Source organism: Clostridium sp. D5 (assembly GCF_000190355.1).
GTDB classification, from domain to species: domain Bacteria; phylum Bacillota; class Clostridia; order Lachnospirales; family Lachnospiraceae; genus Faecalicatena; species Faecalicatena fissicatena_A.
The window spans coordinates 72689-92005 of sequence record NZ_GL870811.1 but is presented as its reverse complement, the minus strand read 5'-3'; the positions used below and the strand labels follow the sequence as shown (position 1 = coordinate 92005).

The window sequence follows — 19317 nt, the reverse complement described above, 5'->3', positions numbered from 1 at the left end:
AATTGTAACAAAAAGAGGGTCGGAAATCCTTTCATTCGGATAACAGTCCCCTCTTATATCTAACATTTCTGCAAGATTGCCGTATCATTGCAATACTAGTGTACTGACACATTGAGATTTAGCCAGAATCCCTCCGCAATGTTTATTCTTCTGCCTGCCTCTTTGCATCAATGTCCATATTAAAATATGCCGTGTTGTTAAAAAACCGAAGTTCAAACCGTGTGCCCTCCCCCTGCCTGGAATATGCCTCCAGCCGGATACCAAGATGCCCGGCCGTCTCCTTCACGAAATAAAGCCCCATCCCGGTAGAACGATAATCCCCGCTTCTCAGGTTGCTTCCAATATAACCTCTGTCAAAAATATAAGGAATCTCGCCTTCTGCGATTCCGATCCCGTTGTCTTTCACTGTAAGCTTCACTTCATCCGCTGAAATACATTTTGCTTCAAAGGTAAGCGACGGCTGCTGCGCCCTGTATTTTACCGCATTTCCAATGAGCTGATCCAACATATAGACAAGCCACCGCCTGTCGCTATACACCGTGGCACCCTCCAGTATCTTTTCAATCTGGAAATGTTCCCGGATCAGAAAATAAGACTGATTCTTCAGGGCCTCATTCACCGCTTCCTCCAGATAAACCTTCTCATAGCGCACATCATTTTCCATATTTTTCAGCTTGCTGCTCATCATCATGGTGTTCAGAAGCTGCTGTATCCGCTCCAGGCATCCCTGCATCTCGCCCTGCAGTTCCCCGTCCGGATTTCTCTCATTCATCAGGCCCAGCGCAGAAAGCGGCAGCTTGACTTCGTGTGCCCATCTTGTAATATAATCTGTCAGTCCGTCCCGCTCCTCCAGCAATATGCTGATATCCTCGGCATTTTCCTTCTCCATCCTGCACAGCACATCTGTAACCCTGCTGCCGAGCAAACGACTGGCTTCTTCTCTGTTCTTATGTATCTCATCATCCAGAATGCGGGTTATCTGTTTCCATTTTCTGTATCCAAGTGCAAGGTAAAACAGCCCTGCGGCCAGAAGGATTCCATCCAGATACAGAAGATCCGCAAAGTATACACTATCTGCACACAGCACCCCAAAGTACAGATTTATAACAGCCAGGACCATCACACAGGTCAGAATACCCCCAAGCTTCTCTTTCAGATAATTTTTCATTCTATATAATACCCCATGCCCTTTTTCGTTACAATAATATCGCTTCCGCCCGTAACATCATTCAGTTTCGAGCGGAGGCGTGAAATAAGAACGCTCAGCGAAGCATCTGTCACGAATTCATCCGTGTTCCACAGCTGCTGCATGAGTTTTTCCCTGCTGACCACATTTCCTCTTCTGGCGAGGAGCGCAGCCATAATCTTGCTCTCAGATTTTGTAAGATCCACGGTGTGCCCGCCGCATGCAAACTGCCCGTTTTCGTAATACATACCGCCATTGAGATATGTACGCTCACTGGTGGTATATTCATAGGCCCGCCGCAGCATAGCACGGATTTTCAGCAGAAGCAGCTCCGGATCGAACGGCTTTTCCACATAATCGTCCCCTCCCGCTGCCATTGCCATTACCTTGTCCGCATTCTGGTCTCTGCTGGAAAGATACAGAAGCGGCACATTGGAGATCTGGCGTATCTTTTCACACCAATAGAACCCGTCGTAACAGGGCAGATTAATGTCCATTAGAATCAGATCCGGCTGACATCTGATATATTCATTTGTAATATCACCGAACTGTTCCGTATAAACCGCGTCAAATCCCCACCGTCTGCACAGCAGCACCAGCTCCTTCGCCAATGTCATATCGTCTTCTACAATCATAATTTTCATTTTCACCACTCCTGAATACAACATCAGACAGCAGAAGTCTGCCGTCTGGTGATATTGTATCATATTTTTTTCGAAGAACCGGCTTATATTACAAAAATGTTAGAAATGCCCAGTCTATTACTTTATGAAAATTCCTGTTCGTAGGATGCCTGCTCCGATATCAGATGGAAGATCTGCTTCTTTCCCTTCCACAACTGATATTCCATACTGCAGGCCGGACTTTCTTTTATAATCCGGTCCATACTCCCCTCATAAGGAGCCCTGAGCCCGTGAGACTTTTCCCCGAGCTTCGCGACTTTCAAAAGCAGTTTTCCCTGCTTCAGTGTCACTGCCCCCTCACGGTATTCTGTAATCCGCGCGCCAAAATAAGTTCCCATACGGTATTCCCGCCCCTGGTAATGAACCGCACAGATACAGCCCCTGAAATGCATTCCCAGAAACGGAATGTCTGCAACAGACGCCATAATACTGTTCATCTCATTCTTACGGTCAGCATTTTCTCTCCTTCTGAAGTCGTTATGTTTTTTTCCGACCTCACAATGCGTTGTTTCCAGTCCGTACCGTTTTTTTCTGGCCTTTTTCATGTTTCCAAATTTATTCAGTCTTTTTCCGGCCCCGAACTTTGCTTTTTGATAATTACGTGGTCTTTTCCCTGCACTGCCGCGCTTCTTCCTGTCCGTATCCTTTACTTCTCCAAACCCGCACTGGGTCCACAGGTACGTCTCCGGAAATGATTCTCCCCTGTCAGTCTCGATATAACCTCTGCCGCCGGTAAAATCCATCTGTTTTCCGTTCACAGTCAGAGAACCTTTCAGATTATGCGCCATACTTAACACACCGTGGCTGCACTGCATAAACGGGAAAAAACGGAAAGGTCCCATGATATCTCCTCTGATCTTATGAAAACCTGAATAGGCTATCTTTCCCTCTACTGATAGTTCGTCCGTGTGTATACTGACGGAAATCCCTTTTTCTGAAAATAAATTATCACCGATATTAACCTGAAATTCATTATCATGAATCAGGCACATCTCGATTGGATACGTAAAATTCCATGCCCCATGATCCAGAACCACCTGGATAGACGCCGTCCAGTTTCCGTTCTTGTCCGCATGCACTGCCGGAATAAATGCAATGGTTTTCCCCTGATTCTGGTGTTTCAGATACCAGCCCTCAAAATAAGGGCCCTTTTTTCCCACCCCGTGAAAATACTTTTCCTTCATCTAGTTCTCCCTCCTGATATGACATTCCAGATCATTCTGTGCCGGCCCGTCCAGCCGTTTTCCCCGGTAATCAAACCGTGACCCGTGGCACGGGCAGTCCCAGCTTTTTTCGTCCGGATTCCATGCAAGCTGGCATCCCAGATGCGGACACCGAGTGGAAATCGCATAGATTTTCCCGGTTTCTTCCCTGTATACTCCGAATTTATTTCCATCATGCTCCACGATCCCGCCATGACCCGGACGCAGATCTTCCAACTTTTCTTTCGGTATTGACGCGGCCTGCCTGATAAGGCCTGAAACTGCATATCCGCCTTCTTTGATCAGCGTCCCCACAGAAGACTGCAGATGGAACCGCCTTGGTGTAAACACCTCCGCGTACTGGCTCTGCCGTCCGCAGATCAGGTCAGAGAGAATCATAGCCGAAACCATGGAGCTGGTCATCCCCCATTTTCCAAACCCTGTAGCTACATACCAGTCAGGACTGCTTTTGCTGTACTGGCCAATATAGGGAATCCCATCCAGCGTCATGCAATCCTGCGCCGACCAGCGCGCCATTTCTTTGCATCCCGGCCAGTAAGCTTCCGCCCTGCTGCTCAGGTATTCATAAGAGGTCCCGGTTGTATTTTTCCCGGTTCGGTGTCCCCCGCCCCCGAGCAGCAGATATTCCCCGGCGCTCCGAAAGGATAATCCGTCTTCATCAATGCCATAATACATCCCATCCAGCGAGGCGGCTTTCTTTACAGCGAGCACATAGCTTCTCTCCTGGTGCATACGCATAAAATAATATCCCGGGCTGTTCAGAAAAGGATAATGACAGGCAAATACAACTTTTTGGGCACGTACTGTTCCCTGCGCTGTAACAGCCGCATTCCCCTCCACATGTGTTACTTTTGTATGCTCAAATATGGTCAGTTCCTCCGCAAGCATGTACAAAAACCGAAGAGGATGAAACTGTCCCTGCCCTTCCATTTTCAACGCCAGCTTTACCTGAAAAGGAAGCTCTGTCTTCTCGGTCAGCTGCATGGGAAGTCCCAGCCGTTTCACAGCCTCATGTTCCCGCCGGATCGCCCCTGTATCCTCTGTGGTATACAAATAGGCTGGACACTGACTCCACCCGATATCCCCCTGATACTTTTTGGCCAGTATCCGGTAACGCTCAACCGCCTCCTGATTAGCCGCAGCATACAGCCCCGCCTTTTCTGCGCCTTCACTCTGCAGCAGCCTGTCATAAATCATCCCATGCTGGGAAGTCACCTTAGCTGTCGTATTCCTTGTCTGTCCGCTCCCAATCCGATCCGCTTCCAAAACAACACATTTCATCCCCGCCTGCTCCAGAAAATGAGCCGTCAGAATCCCGGCCATCCCGCCGCCGATAATCACCGTATCCGTCTCGATATCCCCCTGCAGCGGGGGTCTTTTAGCTGATGCTGCAGAAATATCCCAAATTGACTTTTCAACCATACCATTCACCTCAATACATTCTTCTCAATAGGATGCGTCGGATGCACCTGGATTATACAGAAAATGGTAGATTTGTGGGAGGGAAGGGCGCGAAGTGGGCTGTGGGCGGGAATTGAGAGGCGGGGGACAGTAAATGTATGTTTATGCGAATTGATCCACTGCCCCCGTCCTGTGTCCTCCACCCCAGATTTCATGACTATTTTAAATGTTCAAGACTTCCGGATTTGATTGCGGCTATATTTTCCGCAATCTTTTCTTTGGACCAGTTCCACCATTGTATTTCCAGCAGGGAAGCAATTGTTTCCTCTGAAAATCTTTTTTTAATCAGCTTTGCCGGAACTCCGCCCACAATTGCGTATGGCGGAACATCTTTTGTCACTACGGCCCTGGCACCTATAATCGCACCATCACCGACGGTAACTCCTGCAAGTATAACAGCCTCATATCCGATCCAGACATCATTGCCGACTGTAATATTGCCCTTATTGTCCCAGGAATCTGCCACGTCTTTCCCGTCGAGTCCCCATTCTTCGAAAAAAAGGGGGAAAGGATAAGTTGACAGAGAATCCATTTTATGATTCGCACTGTTAAAAAGAAACTTTGCCCCACAGGCAATGGAACAAAACTTTCCGATGTTTAAATGATCTCCGTTGATCGGATAATGATATAATACATTGTTTTTTTCGAACGCCGCGGGGTCGTTGACAAAATCGTTATACATCGTATAGTCTCCCACCTCAATATTGGGACTGGTAATTACATTTTTCAGATAGATGGTCTGCTTATCCCCTGTCCTGGGATGTATTTTTTCTGATGCTGCCATTTGAACTCCTCCTGTCCTGGATAAATCGTTCTCTCTCTTTTTGCAGGCGCTCTTTCTTCATATCAGTATCTCCAACGTCTGCTTATTATTATCATACCTTCAGAAAATAATCATCTCAATATACCAAATAATACCGCAGTATTTAGTATAAACAAAGGACGCCCCCTAATTCATGCCCTGCATGTGGATCTATAACAAAGCTGCGGAATGTAGTATCACCAAAGGACACGCATTACAGTTCTCAATGTAATTAATTCCCTCGCGAATCATATCAATATTATTTGTTTTCATTCTGACCTCCTGAGAGTATTGTACTGCATTTTCGACGAATCATTTTCACATTTCTTGCTAAAACATCACATTTTATAAATCATATATCCGTGCCTTGATTTTCGGATGTTAAATGCTTATACTGATAAACATAACACAAAGCACGGCTGCCCGGGAAGGAGGAGCCGTGAAGCAGCGGAGCTAAAAAAAAGAACATAAAATACAGCAAGTAGAATCAAGCAGTGGTCTCTCAGTTCTTCTATAATAAATACAGGGTGATTGAAGTGAGGTGAACGGACGAATGTACGAGTGGCAGAAACAGATTCAAATCATCGTAGATGAAATTGACAGATGTATTAAGAATTATAATGATGAAGCATTGACACTGCGTTTTCTTTCACGCAGACTGGGTTATTCCGAATTTTATACAACGAGAAAGTTCAAGGAAATATCAGGCATGCAGTTTCGGGATTATCTGCGGCATAGAAAATTAGCCTTTGCACTAAAAGAGGTGCGTGACAGTGATAAAAGTTTTCTGGATATTGCTTTTGATTATGGTTTTTCATCGCATGAAGCTTTTACCAGGGCTTTTAAGAAAACATATGGTGTAACCCCAAGTGAATACCGAAAAAGGCCCAGGCCAGTCGTTCTTCGTACTAAAATAAACCCCTTCGACCGCTACTTTTTAGGATTTGGAGAGATTGGTATGATGAAATCTACAGAAGACGTTAAAATTTATTTTGTAACCATTCCGGCACACAAGTTTTTGCACATTAAAAACTATGAAAGTAATGGGTATTGGGATTTTTGGGAAAAGCAAAGCCACATCCCGGGACAGGACTGCGAAACAATCTGCGGCTTACTCGATAGTATCAAGGGCAAGCTGGATGACGATGGCGGAAGCGAAACTAACAGCAGCAGCGGCCAGCTCATGGCTTACATGAATGACCCGGACGGCAGACTCTGCGATTGGGGAATTCCGCGTACAGAGTGTTACGGCGCACGCCTCCCTGCTGATTACAAGGGAGAAGTGCCGCCGCAGATGCTTATGGTTGATGTTCCCGAGGCAGAGTATCTTGTTTTTGAACACGGGCCATTTGACTATGAACAGGAAAACCGCAGTGTAGAGGAAATGGTTGAAAAGGCAATGTCATCCTTTGATTTTACAGGCACCGGGTATTGCTATGACACAACACCCGGCAGATTAATCTACTTTTATTTTAATCCGGAGCGGTTCTGGAAGTATATCAGACCAGTGAGGAAGTAAGTAAAACGAGCAGTATTATCAATGCTATTATAAAATAAAGGAGGATTTGATGATGTCAAATGACAGCAGATTTCAGAAAATTTATTCACAGGGCACACTTTCAGTCGTTGAAATATGGATAGATACTTTAACAGGTGTTAATTATTTATTCCACAGGGATGGAAATGCAGCCGGATTTACACCTCTGCTCGATGCGGACGGAAAACCCGTAGTAACGAAATAATCGATATGGATCTATAACAGGAGAACAAATATGGAACAGGAAAAATTTTTGATAGATCAAATTCCGGTGATATTGCTCGGTAAACCATCGGATAAAATTATTCTTTTTGTCCATGGACAGGGAGGCAATAAAGAAGAAGCCGTCAGTTTCGCGGAAACCGCAGTACAACGCGGATACCAGGTCCTTGGGATTGACTTGCCAAACCACGGCGAGCGGACAGATGATAAGGCACTGCTGCCCTGGAATGTGATTCCGGAACTGACCGATATCGGAGAATACCTGAAAAAGGGGTGGGGCCACATCGCATTGCGCGCAAACAGTATCGGAGCATGGTTCAGCATGCTTGCATTTGCTGAATATGATTTTGAGAAATGCCTCTTCGTCTCCCCTGTTTTAGACATGGAACAATTAATTACAGATATGATGATGTGGGCTGCGGTAACCGAAGAACAGCTGCAAAAAGAACGGGAAATTCCAACAGATTTTGGGCAGACCCTTTCATGGGATTATCTGACTTATACCAGGCAGCACCCGATTCTGATGTGGAAGGCACCGACAACGATATTATATGCAGGTAAAGATAACATGGTACGGCGTGAAACCGTAGATACATTTGTCAAAAAATTCAACGCCGGGCTTACCGTTATGGAACATGGTGAGCACTGGTTCCATACACCTGAACAGCTCGAAGTTATGAAAAAGTGGGAGAATCAGTTTCTTGGTCCGGGTATACCTCCTGTTAAATAACTCAGAGAAGCCGTCAAATACGGAGGCAGATAGAAAGAGTGCTCAACAAACAAAACGTACCAACAGTAGATGATATGACCGTTTACTGCAGTGAAAATGGATAGCTGTTTACTCAGTTTAATGAATGGTTATCAAACTCATATCGCTTAAAACTAAATACAAAAACCGCAGCTGTAATTCATAATCGTACGATTATGATCTGCTGGCTGCGGTTTTATTGATTTCATGTGATGCTATATCACTTCTGATATATAATCTTTCTTATGGCGTATACGGAAAGCGAAAAGCGCGCGGCCAGTTCTTCTATTGAAGTACCCTGGCGGTATTCCCTGGCAATCACCTCATTGCGTTCTGCAAGTTCCTTCCGATATCCGGACAACTCTCCCCAATTCTTATGCTGTTCGTCTTTTGCAGGTATATAGATATAGCCTGCCTGCACATACTTCTGCAGCTCCTCGACCAAAGCATCCGGAAGAATTGTATTTGCATTCATATATTTCATACAGGCTTCCTCCTTGATTTTATAGTCAAGCAGCAAAGCCATCATTATTAATCCAGCGACTTAAAAACTACTCCATGCAAATGTCGCTCATAAATCCGGCTTTGCACAGAGCCCTGCATCGTTTTTCCGATTCTTATTCAAACACACATTCATCACCACCAAAACATAACATTATGCTGTCAGTATACCATCACAGTATTTACAAATCAACTATCCGGATTTTTACATATCGAAGCCCTTTACCAAAAGTTAAAACCTGCCGATTCACCAATAATCTGCCACTCCTTTTTCGTAGGAGTTCCCGGCTGGCGTCACTGTGATTCATGCAGAAAGCCGCCGGCCGGCGTTTCCCTGGCCTCATTCAGAAGCTTCCGGCTGTCGGCCTCCCCCATGCACATGCAAAAGCTCTTCCGCATTCTTTATGCGCTCCTGTGAAGGCGGCTCCACCCCCTCCAGCGGATATGTTATCCCCAGTTCTTTCCACTTGAATACCCCCAGCGTATGATAGGGCAGCACTTCCACCTTCTCCACATTCTTCAGCGTCCCGATAAACGTATCCAGCTTTCGCAGATACTCATCGTTATCGCTTCTTCCCGGCACAAGGACATGCCTGATCCAGACAGGTTTCCCCATATCTGACAGACAGACCGCCAGATCCAGAATATTCCGGTTCGTGCATCCTGTCAGAACCTCATGCTCCTTCTCATCCATGTGCTTGATATCCAGCAGAACCAGATCTGTATACTTCATCAGCTCTTGAAACTTACTGAAAAATGGTTCTTCCCTGGTAAATGGGTTCCCGCTTGTGTCCAGTGTCGTATGGATTCCCTCTGCTTTTGCTTTTTGAAACAATTCCGTCAGAAAATCAATCTGAAGAAGCGGCTCTCCCCCGCTTACGGTAATACCGCCCTTACTCCCCCAGTAAGAACGGTATTTCACAGCCTGTTTCAGCAGCTCGTCAGCCGTATACTGTGTCCCCGACTGCATATTCCAGGTATCCGGATTATGGCAGAACTGGCAGCGCATGGCGCATCCGCTCATGAAAATAATATATCTTACGCCGGGTCCGTCTACAGAACCAAAGCTTTCAAGAGAATGGATATATCCTTTCAGATTGTTCTGCTCTGTCATCTTAATCACCTCTAAAATGAAACTTTCCAAATTATTTTTTCTTTCTATATTTATCGGCCCGCCGGTTATAAAACCTTTTGTATGCGGGCCGGTAAGTTTCCGATTACATATCTGCGTGGCATGTTCTGGAGATTACGTCCATCTGCTGTTCGCGTGTCAGGTCAATAAACTTAACCGCGTATCCTGATACACGGATTGTAAAGTTGGCATACTCTTCTTTTTCCGGATGCTCCATGGCATCGATCAGCTTTTCTTTTCCAAATACATTGACATTCAGATGGTGTGCCCCCTGCTCAAAATATCCGTCCAGCACACGGGTCAGATTCTCAATTCTCTCTGCATCGTCATTTCCCAGCGCTCCCGGATTAATCGTCTGGGTGTTGGAGATTCCGTCCAGTGCCTCCTCATAAGGAAGCTTTGCAACAGAGTTCAGGGATGCCAGCAGTCCATTTTTCTCTGCACCATAAGAAGGATTTGCTCCTGGCGCAAGCGGTTCCCCTGCTTTTCTGCCGTCCGGCATGGAGCCAGTCGCTTTTCCGTATACCACATTGGACGTGATGGTAAGGATCGATGTTGTAGGCTCCGAATTTCTGTATGTATGGCATTTCTTCAGTTTGCCCATGAACGTCTTAAGCAGCCAGATTGCAATGTCGTCCGCGCGGTCGTCATCGTTTCCGTATCTCGGGAAATCGCCCTCTGTCTCATAATCAACAGCCATTCCCGTCTCATCGCGGATCACTTTGACTTTGGCATATTTTACAGCACTTAAAGAGTCTACTACATGTGAAAAACCTGCGATACCTGTTGCAAATGTTCTTCTTACATCGGTATCAATAAGAGCCATCTCTGCCGCCTCATAATAGTACTTATCATGCATATAATGGATCATATTCAGGGTATCCACATACAGTTTGGACAGCCAGTCCATCATCTTGTCATATTTGTCCATTACATCGTCGTAATCCAGATAGTCTGTGGTGACCGGCTTGTATGCAGGCGCCACCTGTTCTCTCGTCTTTACATCCACACCGCCGTTGATTGCGTACAGCAGGCATTTTGCAAGATTGGCCCGGGCGCCGAAGAACTGGATCTCCTTGCCTGTCTGCGTTGCAGATACACAGCAGCAGATAGAATAGTCGTCTCCCCATACCGGACGCATCACGTCATCGTTCTCATACTGGATGGAACTCGTGGTAATAGAGATATGGGATACATAATTCTTAAAAGCCTCCGGCAGACGGGAGGAATACAATACCGTCAGGTTCGGCTCCGGTGACGGTCCCATGTTCTCCAGTGTATGCAGGAAACGATAGTCGTTCTTTGTCACCATAGAGCGCCCGTCCTGTCCCAGACCTGCAACTTCCAGCGTTGCCCATACCGGATCACCGGAAAACAGTTCATTGTAAGAAGGAACTCTGGCAAACTTCACCATTCTGAACTTCATAACCATGTGGTCAATCAGTTCCTGTGCCTTAGCCTCTGTCAGAACTCCCTTCTCCATATCTCTCTGAATATAAATATCCAGGAACGTAGAAATTCTTCCAACACTCATAGCGGCGCCGTTCTGTGTCTTAATCGCCGCAAGATAACCAAAGTACAGCCACTGCGCCGCTTCCTTTGCATCTTTCGCCGGCCTGGAAATGTCAAATCCATAGACAGCAGCCATTTCTTTCATCTCTTTGAGTGCTTTTAACTGATCTGCAACTTCTTCCCTGAGGCGGAAATCTGTTCCCTTCATGCCGTGTCTTTCGGTTTCATTATAATCCACCATTTTCTGTTCTATCAGGCGGTCAATCCCATAAAGAGCCACACGGCGGTAATCACCGACAATACGGCCCCTTCCGTATGTATCCGGAAGCCCTGTTATAATCTTATTGTGACGAGCCTTTTTCATCTCAGGGGTATAGATATCAAAAATCCCCTGATTATGAGTTTTATGATACTTAGTAAAAATCTCATGCAGCTTTTCGCTCGGCTGATATCCATAAGTCGTACATGCCTGTTCTGCCATCTTGATACCGCCGTACGGCATGAATGCCCTCTTAAGAGGCTTATCTGTCTGAAGGCCTACTACCGCCTCCAGGTCTTTCATTTCTTCGTCAATGTATCCCGGGCCGTAAGCCGTCAGGCTGGAAACAATCTCCGTCTCCATATCCAGGACGCCGCCCTTTGCGCGTTCTTCTTTCTGCAGTTCCTGCAATTTTCCCCAAAGTTTATCTGTGGCTTCTGTAGGATCTTCCAGAAAGCTCTCATCTCCGTCATAAGGAGTATAGTTATTCTGAATAAAATCCCGGACATTGATATCGTCCTTCCAAAGTCTTCCCCTGAATCCTTCCCACTGTTCATACTGTACCATATTATAAAATCCTCCTTTGATATACCAGGTTATCTTTTAGTTCCCGCCTAGTATAACATCGTGTTAAATAAAAGACAAGAGGATAAATGAGAATACTTTTCATTTGAGGCCTTGTATCTAATTTTATACAATATCTAGTGTTTTTTCTAGTGCTCATGTGCATCAGTAGTGCATTACCACCGGTGTGCCGCTTGATATCATGCTGAATAATGTTGCAGCGCCGTCCAGCGGCATATTAATACATCCGTGAGAACCGATGCTCCAGTACAGATCGCCGCCGAATGCGGGCTGCCATGTGGCGTCATGAAATCCAACGCCGCCGTAAGTCACCTGCATCCAGTAATCCACCCATGTCCGGTATTCCGGCTCACCAGTCTCCGGCACAATATTTCCCACAAGGGTGGTGCCTTTTGTCATCCATAGGATATCATATACTCCCGCCGGCGTGGAGTGCTCATAAGGCTTCCCGGTTACCACGGCTGTCTCGAAGGCGACATTGCCGTCCACAATGTACCACATATATTGTGCACTCAAATCCACCTCAATAAATGTCTTCCCCCAGTCCTGGGCCTCATGTGTTGCCCCGCGCTGTTCATAAACCGGTTCTTTCGTCGTCTGTTCTCCGGCCTTGATCCCTGCAATCAGAGCTTCTGCCTCAGATGCCTCATCAATTGCCCAGCCGTAAGTACCACCGCTCACCTCTGTTGCTTTCCCCCATGGGGTGGTCAGCGGGCGCGTCCCGTAAAGTGTCTCGTATTTTGCAGCAAATCCATTCATATATTCCCTGACTTTATCCTCATGGAAGGTAACGTTCATGTTCTCATCCCAGGACAGCCACGTGGAAATCAGCTGCTTGTCCACCACTTCTTTCTGCGGAGCCATGTCGTAGGTAATACTTGCCCCACAGTACTTATTCAGAGTGTCGCACGCCGCAGCAACCTCTTTTGAGTCCGCAGTATACTTTGGCTTCAGATAACATTCTTCCTTCTCCAGGCTGAACTCGGTCTCCAGCCCCTGCACTGCCTGAATCAGTTTTTCCTTCAGCGGATCCTGATCCACTTTTGTTCCCAGCACTTCCGGCTTTACGACAAATTTATCCCCGTTAAACTCCGGCTTTGCACTTTCCGGATCGATCTTTTCTTCATTCTGGAAACATTTCAGCTCCTGAATCTTTTCCTCCAGCTGTTTATGATCGTAATCGAAGCCCAGATCCAGCTTTACCGTGTGATCTTTCCAGAACATAGACGGCCAGAGAAACGCCCCCTGCTTCTTCAGTGCTTTTTCCAGCTCTTTGCTCTTCTTATACTTCATGGATATGGATGCCCCGCTGATCTCCTCGCTGTCACCCTCTTTTGGAGTGACCTTCAACGCATACCCGTCAATCTGCCCCGCAAAATACCGTTCGGCCTCATCTGCCGTTTTCATGGAAAAATCTACACCATTGATCCTGGTGTTATGGAAGAAATGACTCATGAAATAAATAGATATACCACCGTAAATACAAATTATAATGCCAGCTGCTATCCCCACTGCAAGCAACGCCTTCTTTTTGCCGCTCATCTTATGTGCCCTCCTCTTAAGTAATATTTTATTCTGCAGTCAAGCTGCAGATCCGCCCAAAAGGCATGTGTTACGGGATTCCCCCTGGTATACACTATTCTGCCGCTTAGCCGCAGCCCCACCTAAAAGGCATGGATTACGGGGTGCCCTTGGTTATATGATAATATCATTACATTAAATAGACGGATTTTCAAGGCAAAAGGATGCAAATTTTCAGTATTTTTTCTAATTGCTAAATTATTCGAAACGTTTTAAAATAAAATATGTGTGTAATTTATTCCAAGCGCATCAATACCGTCACTAAAATTGCAGATATTTTACATAGTATGCAATTTAAATTTTATAGATTTTATCGCTATTGAAAGGTAATAACAATTATGGAAATAAGAAAAACGAAACTGGCAGACCTGGATATACTGCTGAATATGTATGAGAATGCAAGAATGTTTATGACAAGCCACGGAAATCCCACCCAATGGGGCAACACCTATCCCCCAAAAGCGCTGCTGGCACAGGATATTGATAATGGAAACAGTTACGTCTGTGAAGAACACGGCAAAATCATTGCCGCCTTCTATTACAGAATGGGGCGTGATGATACCTATACCAAAATATACAACGGCCAATGGCTGGATGAATCCCCCTATGGAGTTGTACACAGGATCACTTCTGATGGCACCATTCGCGGAGCCGCATCTTTCTGTCTGAACTGGGCGCTTGAACAGTGCTCGAATCTTCGCATAGACACGCACAGAGACAATGTAGTTATGCAGCATATGCTGGATAAAAACGGGTTTAAATACTGCGGGGTCATCTTTCTGGAGGATGGAAGCGAGCGCCTGGCCTATCAAAAAAAATTACAGTAATCAGCCGCCTGCAGACAGGGCAGCTCACAAAATCCACGCCTACCGAATGGAATGCACAGCATGGTATCTGCCCGCCTCACTGCGTGTACATTCCATTCGGAAGGTGTTTATATTAGAGATTTTTTTTTGCATTGGATTGACATTATAAAAGAATCAGTGCATAATATGATTGTCAAAAAAATAACACACTTGGTTATAACAGGAGGTATACAAATGGCTAATATTTTAATCAGCCCAGGTAAATACGTACAGGGTTCTAAAGAAATGGCAAAGCTCTGCAGCTACGCAAAGGTATATGGGAAAAAAGCATTGGTTCTTATTACAGCATCCGGCTACAAACGTATCGGGAATATTATTGACAGCAGCTTTGCAGGTCAGGATTTTGAAATCATATACGATTATTTTAACGGTGAATGCAGCAAAAATGAGATCAACCGCCTGACAGAGATACTGAAAAAGGAACATTGTGATCTTGTAATCGGGATCGGCGGCGGCAAGATTCTGGATACGGCTAAAGCAGTTGCATATTATGGACATACACCGGTTCTCGTCTGCCCCACCATCGCATCCACAGATGCTCCATGCAGCGCGCTTTCTGTTATCTACACAGACGAAGGCGTATTTGAGGAGTACTTATTCCTTCCGGCCAATCCGAACATGGTATTGATGGATACAGATATCATCTCCAAATCTCCGGTGCGTTTAACAGTATCCGGTATGGGAGATGCTCTCGCTACATATTTTGAGGCAAGAGCCGTACAGGCAAAGGGAGCATCCACCTGCGCAGGCGGCAAAGTAACTTCCGCAGCAATGGCTCTGGCCAGATTATGTTTTGACACTTTGATGGAGGAAGGTGTAAAAGCTAAACTTGCCCTGGAAGCCGGAGCATGCACCACAGCCGTAGAAAAAGTAATTGAGGCCAACACCCTGCTGAGCGGAATCGGCTTTGAGAGCGGCGGACTTGCCGGAGCACATGCGATCCACAACGGCCTGACAGTACTGGAAGACTGCCACCACATGTACCACGGTGAAAAAGTAGCATTCGGAACAATCACTCAGCTTGTACTCGAAAATATTCCGGCAGAAGAGCTGCAGGAAATCATTGATTTCTGCATCGAACTGGGACTTCCTGTAACATTAAAAGAACTTGGGCTCAAAGAAGTAACCGATGAAAAGCTCATGGCAGTTGCAGCGGCAGCATGCGCAGAGACAGACACTTTACATAACATGCCTTTTGAAGTCACTCCGGAAAGTGTATGTGCAGCAATCAAAGCGGCAGACGCATACGGACGTTACTTTTTAGGAGAAGATTAGAGCTCCCCTGTTTGAAAGCATAAAATATAATTAAAAAACGGTTAAATGGATATCCGATTGGATCTCCATTTAGCCGTTTTCTATAAGTAATGTACTCAGGAAAAGGGCATCCCCTGTTTCCCGCACTGGGGCAGGTTCACCTCTCAGGGCAGGCGCTCTCTGGCTGCCTGACTTACCGCATCCCCCTGTAAATCTTTTCCGCATCTATAGGCAGTTCACGCACGATGACTCCCGTCGCATTCTGCACTGCGTTTGCAATCGCCGGCGGCGGTGTATTAATAACGATCTCGCCTATGGATTTCGCCCCGAAAGGTCCGGTCGGCTCATAGCTGCTCTCGAACTCCACCCGGATGTCGCCGACATCCAGCCGGCTCGGGATTTTATACTGCATGAAAGAATTACTGTAATTCTTACCTTTTTCATTGTAAACAATGTCCTCGTAGAGGGCCATGCCAATTCCCTGAGCGATTCCTCCTTCTGTCTGGATCCTGGCCAGGTTTGGATTGACTACGGTTCCACAATCTACTACTGCGGCATAATCTATCAGCTCCAGCTGTCCCGTCTCTTTGTCGATCTCCACTTCCGCCATTCCTACCATAAATGGCGGCGGGGATACCGGTGAGGTAAATGCCTCGCTGGCATAGAGCGCTTGCTCGTTATTGCACATAACCCGATTGCCGATATCTGCTCTTGATATGCTCCTGCCATTCTTCAGATCCAGCACTTTTTCTCCGTCGAATTCGACATCTTCCAAAGAGCAGCCCAGATACGCGGCCCCTCTGGCACAGATCTTCTCCCGCAGTGTCTCACAGGTCTTTACGACTGCCATGCCTGTCACGTAGGTGGTACTGGACGCATAAGAACCGCAGTCATATGGAGAAGAATCGGTATCGACTCCATGCACAATGATGTCCTCCAGCTCACACTCCAGACATTCTGCTGCCATCTGTGCCAATATGGTATCACATCCGGTTCCCATATCCGTAGCCCCTATCATGAGGCTGTAAAAACCGTCGTCATTTACCCTGATGCCCACGGACGCCGTGTCTACGGCTGAGATTCCTGAACCCTGCATTGCCATCGCGACTCCAACACCCCGGACTTTCCCGTTGCCCATATCGCGGCATGGATATTTGTTATCCCAGTCTATCATCTCTTTTGCCCGTTTCAGACAGCGGTCCAGTGCACAGCTGTTGGCCGTTTCTCCATAATAGGCAGGCATTTTCTGGCCTTCTTTTACCATATTAAGCTCGCGCAGTGTAACCGGGTCCATGCCCAGTTTTGCCGCAAGTTCATTGACAGCGGACTCCACTGCAAAAATCCCCTGGGTAGCCCCATATCCCCTATAAGCTCCCGCGGACATAACATTTGTATAGACCACGTCATAGACAAAGCGGAATGCTTCCGCCTTTCCATAGAGAGGGATAGACTTATGGCCGGAAAGCCCCACCGTAGTCGGACCGTGCTCCCCGAATGCCCCCGTATTTGACAGTGTATAGACGTCAATCCCTTTGATAATCCCCGCCTTATCTGCGCCTACACGGACATGGACCTCCATCTCATGTCTTGGTGAAGACGCAATAAAGGACTCTTCTCTCGTATAGATAATCTTCGCCGGTTTCCCGGTCTTCCATGTTACCAGAGCCGGATAGACCTCGGTTACCACCGTCTGCTTTGCGCCAAAACCGCCGCCGATTCTGGGCTTGATCACACGTATTTTTGACTTCGGCACATCCAGGGCCGTGGCCAGAATTCTTCTGACATGGAACGGAATCTGGGTGGATGAAAGTATATTAAGCCTGCCGTATGTGTCCAGATACGTGCATGTTCTAAATGTCTCCATCATTGCCTGCTGATTTGCTTTGGTATGATAGGTTCTGTCTATAACGTATTCGCAATCCGCAAGCACTGCCTCAATATCTCCCTGGGAATCCTCCTCGTGGGCACACAGATTTCTCTTGTTGTCCGCGCCGACGGGGCAGAGACTCTTCCAGTTTTCCTCCGGATGCACAAGAACTGGATTGTCCTTCGCCTTTCTGAAATCCAGAACAGGCTCCAGTACCTCGTATTTGACCTTGATCAGTTTCATGGCTTTACTGACTGCTTCTTTGCTTTCACCTGCTATAATGGCAACTGCATCTCCCACAAAACGGACACGCTGCTCCAGAATCAGCCGGTCATATGGACTTGGTTCCGGATACGTCTGGCCGGCCATTGTGAAACGCCTGTCCGGGCAGTCTTTATAAGTCAGTATACATTCAATCCCCGGAACGGCCTCGGCCCTTGTGAGGTTAATATCCTTGATCAGAGCATGTGCATGGGGACTTCTCAGCACTTTTACAATCAGGCAGTCAGCCGGTGCCAGATCATCCGTGTATACGCCTTTTCCGGTCACCAGTGCCTGTGAATCTACTTTTGGTACGGGCTGGTTAACGACTCTCATGAACGCACCTCCTCTTTTTTCCACTGTAAATACTTCCTGATTGCACGCAGCTGCCCCATATATCCGGTACACCGGCACAGATTGCCGGCCAGATATTCTTTGATTTCTTCTGTATCCGGATCTTCCAGTTCACGCACCATAGACAGCACATTCATAATAAAACCGGGGGAACAGAAGCCACACTGTTCTGCGCCTTCATTTGCAAGAAATGTTCCAAACTCCTCTGCCTCTTCTTTAACACCTTCCAATGTTGTTACTTCCTGCCCTTCCACGCTCGCTGCCAGAATGGAGCAGGACAGGCGGGATTTTCCGTCGATCCATACGGTACAGAGCCCGCAGTTTGTTGTTTCACAGCCACATTTTACACTATGGCATCCGAGTTCTCTCAATACATCCAGAAGAATGGTATCGCCCGCTGCTTCCACGCAGGCCTGTTTCCCGTTTAAAATAAATTTTACTTCCATCTATTTTCCCTCCTGTGTCCGGTCTGCCAGAATGGACCGCATGGCACGCAAGATCAGTACTTCGGCCAGATGGCGCCTGTAACCTGCACTGCCCCGCATGTTGGTACCGTAAGTAAATCCTGCTGCCGCTTCTTTTGCATATCCAGCCAGTTCCACTTCTTTAAGGTCCTCCGGGATCTCCCACTCTTTTTCCAGTACTGCCGCTTTCATGGGCCTGGCCCCTACAGAAAAATACCAGGTTTCCTTTCCATGCACCGGTCCGGTTACTACCGCGCAGGAGAGCACGGGGAAGTCAGTTTTCGTCCTGCGGACAGAGGAATAACGGAGTTTCCTGTCACTTTTTCTTATGATAATAGAGACAAGAATATCTTTGTCCCGCTTTTTATTTACAAATTCGGACAGACGGATTGTCCCACCATCATACAGCTCCACAAACGTATCCAGTGCAAGCAGGCATGTCAGCACGTCCGAAAAACCGAATCTGCCGTAAATGCTGCCGCCTACGGTCGCCTGGTTCCGAAACTGCACTCCTACTATATGGCGCACGGACTCTGCAATTGCATCACCATACATCTCCTTTAGCCCCTCGTGGAGTTCCAGCTGACGCAGACTGCACATAGCCCCGATCCTGAATACATGCTCCGTCTCCTCAATCTGGTCCAGCCCCAGGCCTGATATATCTATAATTGTCTGTACCTTCGCATTGCCCAGCCGCATCCACATCATTCCACCCATGATGCGCGCATTCCTGGCCTGGTTCAGCTCGTATGCCTCTTCCAGTGTTTTTGCTTTTATATAATGATTGATCGTAAGCAAAACCGTTCTCCTTTCAACACT

General features: G+C 46.8%; 17 protein-coding genes. 5 read left to right on the top strand and 12 right to left on the bottom strand.

Annotation, left to right across the window (positions count from 1 at the left end; genetic code table 11):
* Positions 1-142: 142 nt before the first annotated feature.
* From HMPREF0240_RS08770 to HMPREF0240_RS08750, 5 genes are all read right to left on the bottom strand, one after another.
* Positions 143-1168 (bottom strand): HAMP domain-containing sensor histidine kinase, encoded by a 1026-nt coding sequence (locus HMPREF0240_RS08770; protein WP_009003080.1) that lies wholly within the window; start codon positions 1166-1168, stop codon positions 143-145.
* Positions 1165-1830: a response regulator transcription factor gene (locus tag HMPREF0240_RS08765; RefSeq protein WP_035312802.1), complete on the bottom strand. Its 666-nt coding sequence runs from the start codon at positions 1828-1830 to the stop codon at positions 1165-1167. The genes HMPREF0240_RS08770 and HMPREF0240_RS08765 overlap by 4 nt, the downstream gene beginning before the upstream one ends.
* Positions 1831-1952: 122 nt before the next feature.
* Positions 1953-3053, bottom strand: a complete 1101-nt coding sequence (locus HMPREF0240_RS23400) for a hypothetical protein (protein WP_009003078.1) — start codon at positions 3051-3053, stop codon at positions 1953-1955.
* On the bottom strand, positions 3054-4514 hold the full coding sequence (locus HMPREF0240_RS08755) for an FAD-dependent oxidoreductase (RefSeq protein ID WP_009003077.1): 1461 nt from the start codon (positions 4512-4514) through the stop codon (positions 3054-3056). It lies immediately after the preceding gene.
* A gap of 196 nt (positions 4515-4710) precedes the next feature.
* Positions 4711-5337: a CatB-related O-acetyltransferase gene (locus tag HMPREF0240_RS08750; RefSeq protein WP_009003076.1), complete on the bottom strand. Its 627-nt coding sequence runs from the start codon at positions 5335-5337 to the stop codon at positions 4711-4713.
* Positions 5338-5908: 571 nt separating this feature from the next.
* Between HMPREF0240_RS08750 and HMPREF0240_RS08745 the strand changes: the two genes are divergently transcribed.
* From HMPREF0240_RS08745 to HMPREF0240_RS08735, 3 genes are read left to right on the top strand one after another with little or no spacing between them, the layout of a single operon-like run.
* Entirely contained in the window at positions 5909-6874 is a 966-nt protein-coding gene (locus HMPREF0240_RS08745; RefSeq protein WP_009003075.1) for a response regulator transcription factor, read from the top strand.
* A 52-nt stretch (positions 6875-6926) separates the two neighbouring features.
* Positions 6927-7097: a DUF6440 family protein gene (locus HMPREF0240_RS08740; protein WP_035312800.1), complete on the top strand. Its 171-nt coding sequence runs from the start codon at positions 6927-6929 to the stop codon at positions 7095-7097.
* A 30-nt stretch (positions 7098-7127) separates the two neighbouring features.
* Positions 7128-7844 (top strand): alpha/beta fold hydrolase, encoded by a 717-nt coding sequence (locus HMPREF0240_RS08735; RefSeq protein WP_009003074.1) that lies wholly within the window; start codon positions 7128-7130, stop codon positions 7842-7844.
* A 238-nt stretch (positions 7845-8082) separates the two neighbouring features.
* Here the strand turns inward: HMPREF0240_RS08735 and HMPREF0240_RS08730 are convergent, their stop codons facing one another.
* The 4 genes from HMPREF0240_RS08730 to HMPREF0240_RS08715 all read right to left on the bottom strand — a co-directional run bounded on the left by HMPREF0240_RS08730 (position 8083) and on the right by HMPREF0240_RS08715 (position 13393).
* The gene (locus tag HMPREF0240_RS08730) at positions 8083-8346 is read right to left on the bottom strand and encodes a CD3324 family protein (RefSeq protein ID WP_198137778.1); all 264 of its coding nucleotides are present in this window, start codon (positions 8344-8346) and stop codon (positions 8083-8085) included.
* Positions 8347-8703: 357 nt separating this feature from the next.
* Complete coding sequence (gene pflA, locus HMPREF0240_RS08725) at positions 8704-9477, bottom strand: pyruvate formate-lyase-activating protein (protein WP_009003072.1); 774 nt, start codon at positions 9475-9477, stop codon at positions 8704-8706.
* A gap of 103 nt (positions 9478-9580) precedes the next feature.
* Positions 9581-11833, bottom strand: coding sequence for a formate C-acetyltransferase (gene pflB / locus HMPREF0240_RS08720; RefSeq protein WP_009003071.1), 2253 nt, complete (start codon positions 11831-11833; stop codon positions 9581-9583).
* A gap of 162 nt (positions 11834-11995) precedes the next feature.
* Positions 11996-13393, bottom strand: a complete 1398-nt coding sequence (locus HMPREF0240_RS08715; RefSeq protein WP_009003070.1) for a peptidoglycan binding domain-containing protein — start codon at positions 13391-13393, stop codon at positions 11996-11998.
* A gap of 377 nt (positions 13394-13770) precedes the next feature.
* On the opposite strand from HMPREF0240_RS08715, the gene HMPREF0240_RS08710 reads away from it, so the two are divergent.
* Positions 13771-14259, top strand: coding sequence for an acetyltransferase (locus HMPREF0240_RS08710; protein WP_009003069.1), 489 nt, complete (start codon positions 13771-13773; stop codon positions 14257-14259).
* A 213-nt stretch (positions 14260-14472) separates the two neighbouring features.
* Positions 14473-15573: a glycerol dehydrogenase gene (locus HMPREF0240_RS08705; RefSeq protein WP_009003068.1), complete on the top strand. Its 1101-nt coding sequence runs from the start codon at positions 14473-14475 to the stop codon at positions 15571-15573.
* 172 nt (positions 15574-15745) lie between these two features.
* On the opposite strand, the gene HMPREF0240_RS08700 is transcribed toward HMPREF0240_RS08705, so the two are convergent.
* From HMPREF0240_RS08700 to HMPREF0240_RS08690, 3 genes are read right to left on the bottom strand one after another with little or no spacing between them, the layout of a single operon-like run.
* Complete coding sequence (locus HMPREF0240_RS08700) at positions 15746-18016, bottom strand: molybdopterin cofactor-binding domain-containing protein (protein WP_035312795.1); 2271 nt, start codon at positions 18014-18016, stop codon at positions 15746-15748.
* On the bottom strand, positions 18013-18480 hold the full coding sequence (locus tag HMPREF0240_RS08695; RefSeq protein WP_009003066.1) for a 2Fe-2S iron-sulfur cluster-binding protein: 468 nt from the start codon (positions 18478-18480) through the stop codon (positions 18013-18015). Before HMPREF0240_RS08695 ends, HMPREF0240_RS08700 begins: the two co-directional genes overlap by 4 nt.
* Complete coding sequence (locus HMPREF0240_RS08690; protein WP_009003065.1) at positions 18481-19296, bottom strand: FAD binding domain-containing protein; 816 nt, start codon at positions 19294-19296, stop codon at positions 18481-18483.
* Positions 19297-19317 lie beyond the last annotated feature (21 nt).

What these genes read in the sequence shown, in the direction of transcription:
- HMPREF0240_RS08770 (WP_009003080.1), bottom strand. Translation starts at nt 1,168, where the DNA reads ATGAAAAATTATCTGAAAGAGAAGCTTGGGGGTATTCTGACCTGTGTG.
- HMPREF0240_RS08700 (WP_035312795.1), bottom strand. Translation starts at nt 18,016, where the DNA reads ATGAGAGTCGTTAACCAGCCCGTACCAAAAGTAGATTCACAGGCACTG.
- HMPREF0240_RS08765 (WP_035312802.1), bottom strand. Translation starts at nt 1,830, where the DNA reads ATGAAAATTATGATTGTAGAAGACGATATGACATTGGCGAAGGAGCTG.
- HMPREF0240_RS08750 (WP_009003076.1), bottom strand. Translation starts at nt 5,337, where the DNA reads ATGGCAGCATCAGAAAAAATACATCCCAGGACAGGGGATAAGCAGACC.
- HMPREF0240_RS08730 (WP_198137778.1), bottom strand. Translation starts at nt 8,346, where the DNA reads ATGAAATATATGAATGCAAATACAATTCTTCCGGATGCTTTGGTCGAG.
- HMPREF0240_RS08755 (WP_009003077.1), bottom strand. Translation starts at nt 4,514, where the DNA reads ATGGTTGAAAAGTCAATTTGGGATATTTCTGCAGCATCAGCTAAAAGA.
- pflB (WP_009003071.1), bottom strand. Translation starts at nt 11,833, where the DNA reads ATGGTACAGTATGAACAGTGGGAAGGATTCAGGGGAAGACTTTGGAAG.
- HMPREF0240_RS08710 (WP_009003069.1), top strand. Translation starts at nt 13,771, where the DNA reads ATGGAAATAAGAAAAACGAAACTGGCAGACCTGGATATACTGCTGAAT.
- HMPREF0240_RS23400 (WP_009003078.1), bottom strand. Translation starts at nt 3,053, where the DNA reads ATGAAGGAAAAGTATTTTCACGGGGTGGGAAAAAAGGGCCCTTATTTT.
- pflA (WP_009003072.1), bottom strand. Translation starts at nt 9,477, where the DNA reads ATGACAGAGCAGAACAATCTGAAAGGATATATCCATTCTCTTGAAAGC.
- HMPREF0240_RS08715 (WP_009003070.1), bottom strand. Translation starts at nt 13,393, where the DNA reads ATGAGCGGCAAAAAGAAGGCGTTGCTTGCAGTGGGGATAGCAGCTGGC.
- HMPREF0240_RS08745 (WP_009003075.1), top strand. Translation starts at nt 5,909, where the DNA reads ATGTACGAGTGGCAGAAACAGATTCAAATCATCGTAGATGAAATTGAC.
- HMPREF0240_RS08735 (WP_009003074.1), top strand. Translation starts at nt 7,128, where the DNA reads ATGGAACAGGAAAAATTTTTGATAGATCAAATTCCGGTGATATTGCTC.
- HMPREF0240_RS08695 (WP_009003066.1), bottom strand. Translation starts at nt 18,480, where the DNA reads ATGGAAGTAAAATTTATTTTAAACGGGAAACAGGCCTGCGTGGAAGCA.
- HMPREF0240_RS08740 (WP_035312800.1), top strand. Translation starts at nt 6,927, where the DNA reads ATGTCAAATGACAGCAGATTTCAGAAAATTTATTCACAGGGCACACTT.
- HMPREF0240_RS08705 (WP_009003068.1), top strand. Translation starts at nt 14,473, where the DNA reads ATGGCTAATATTTTAATCAGCCCAGGTAAATACGTACAGGGTTCTAAA.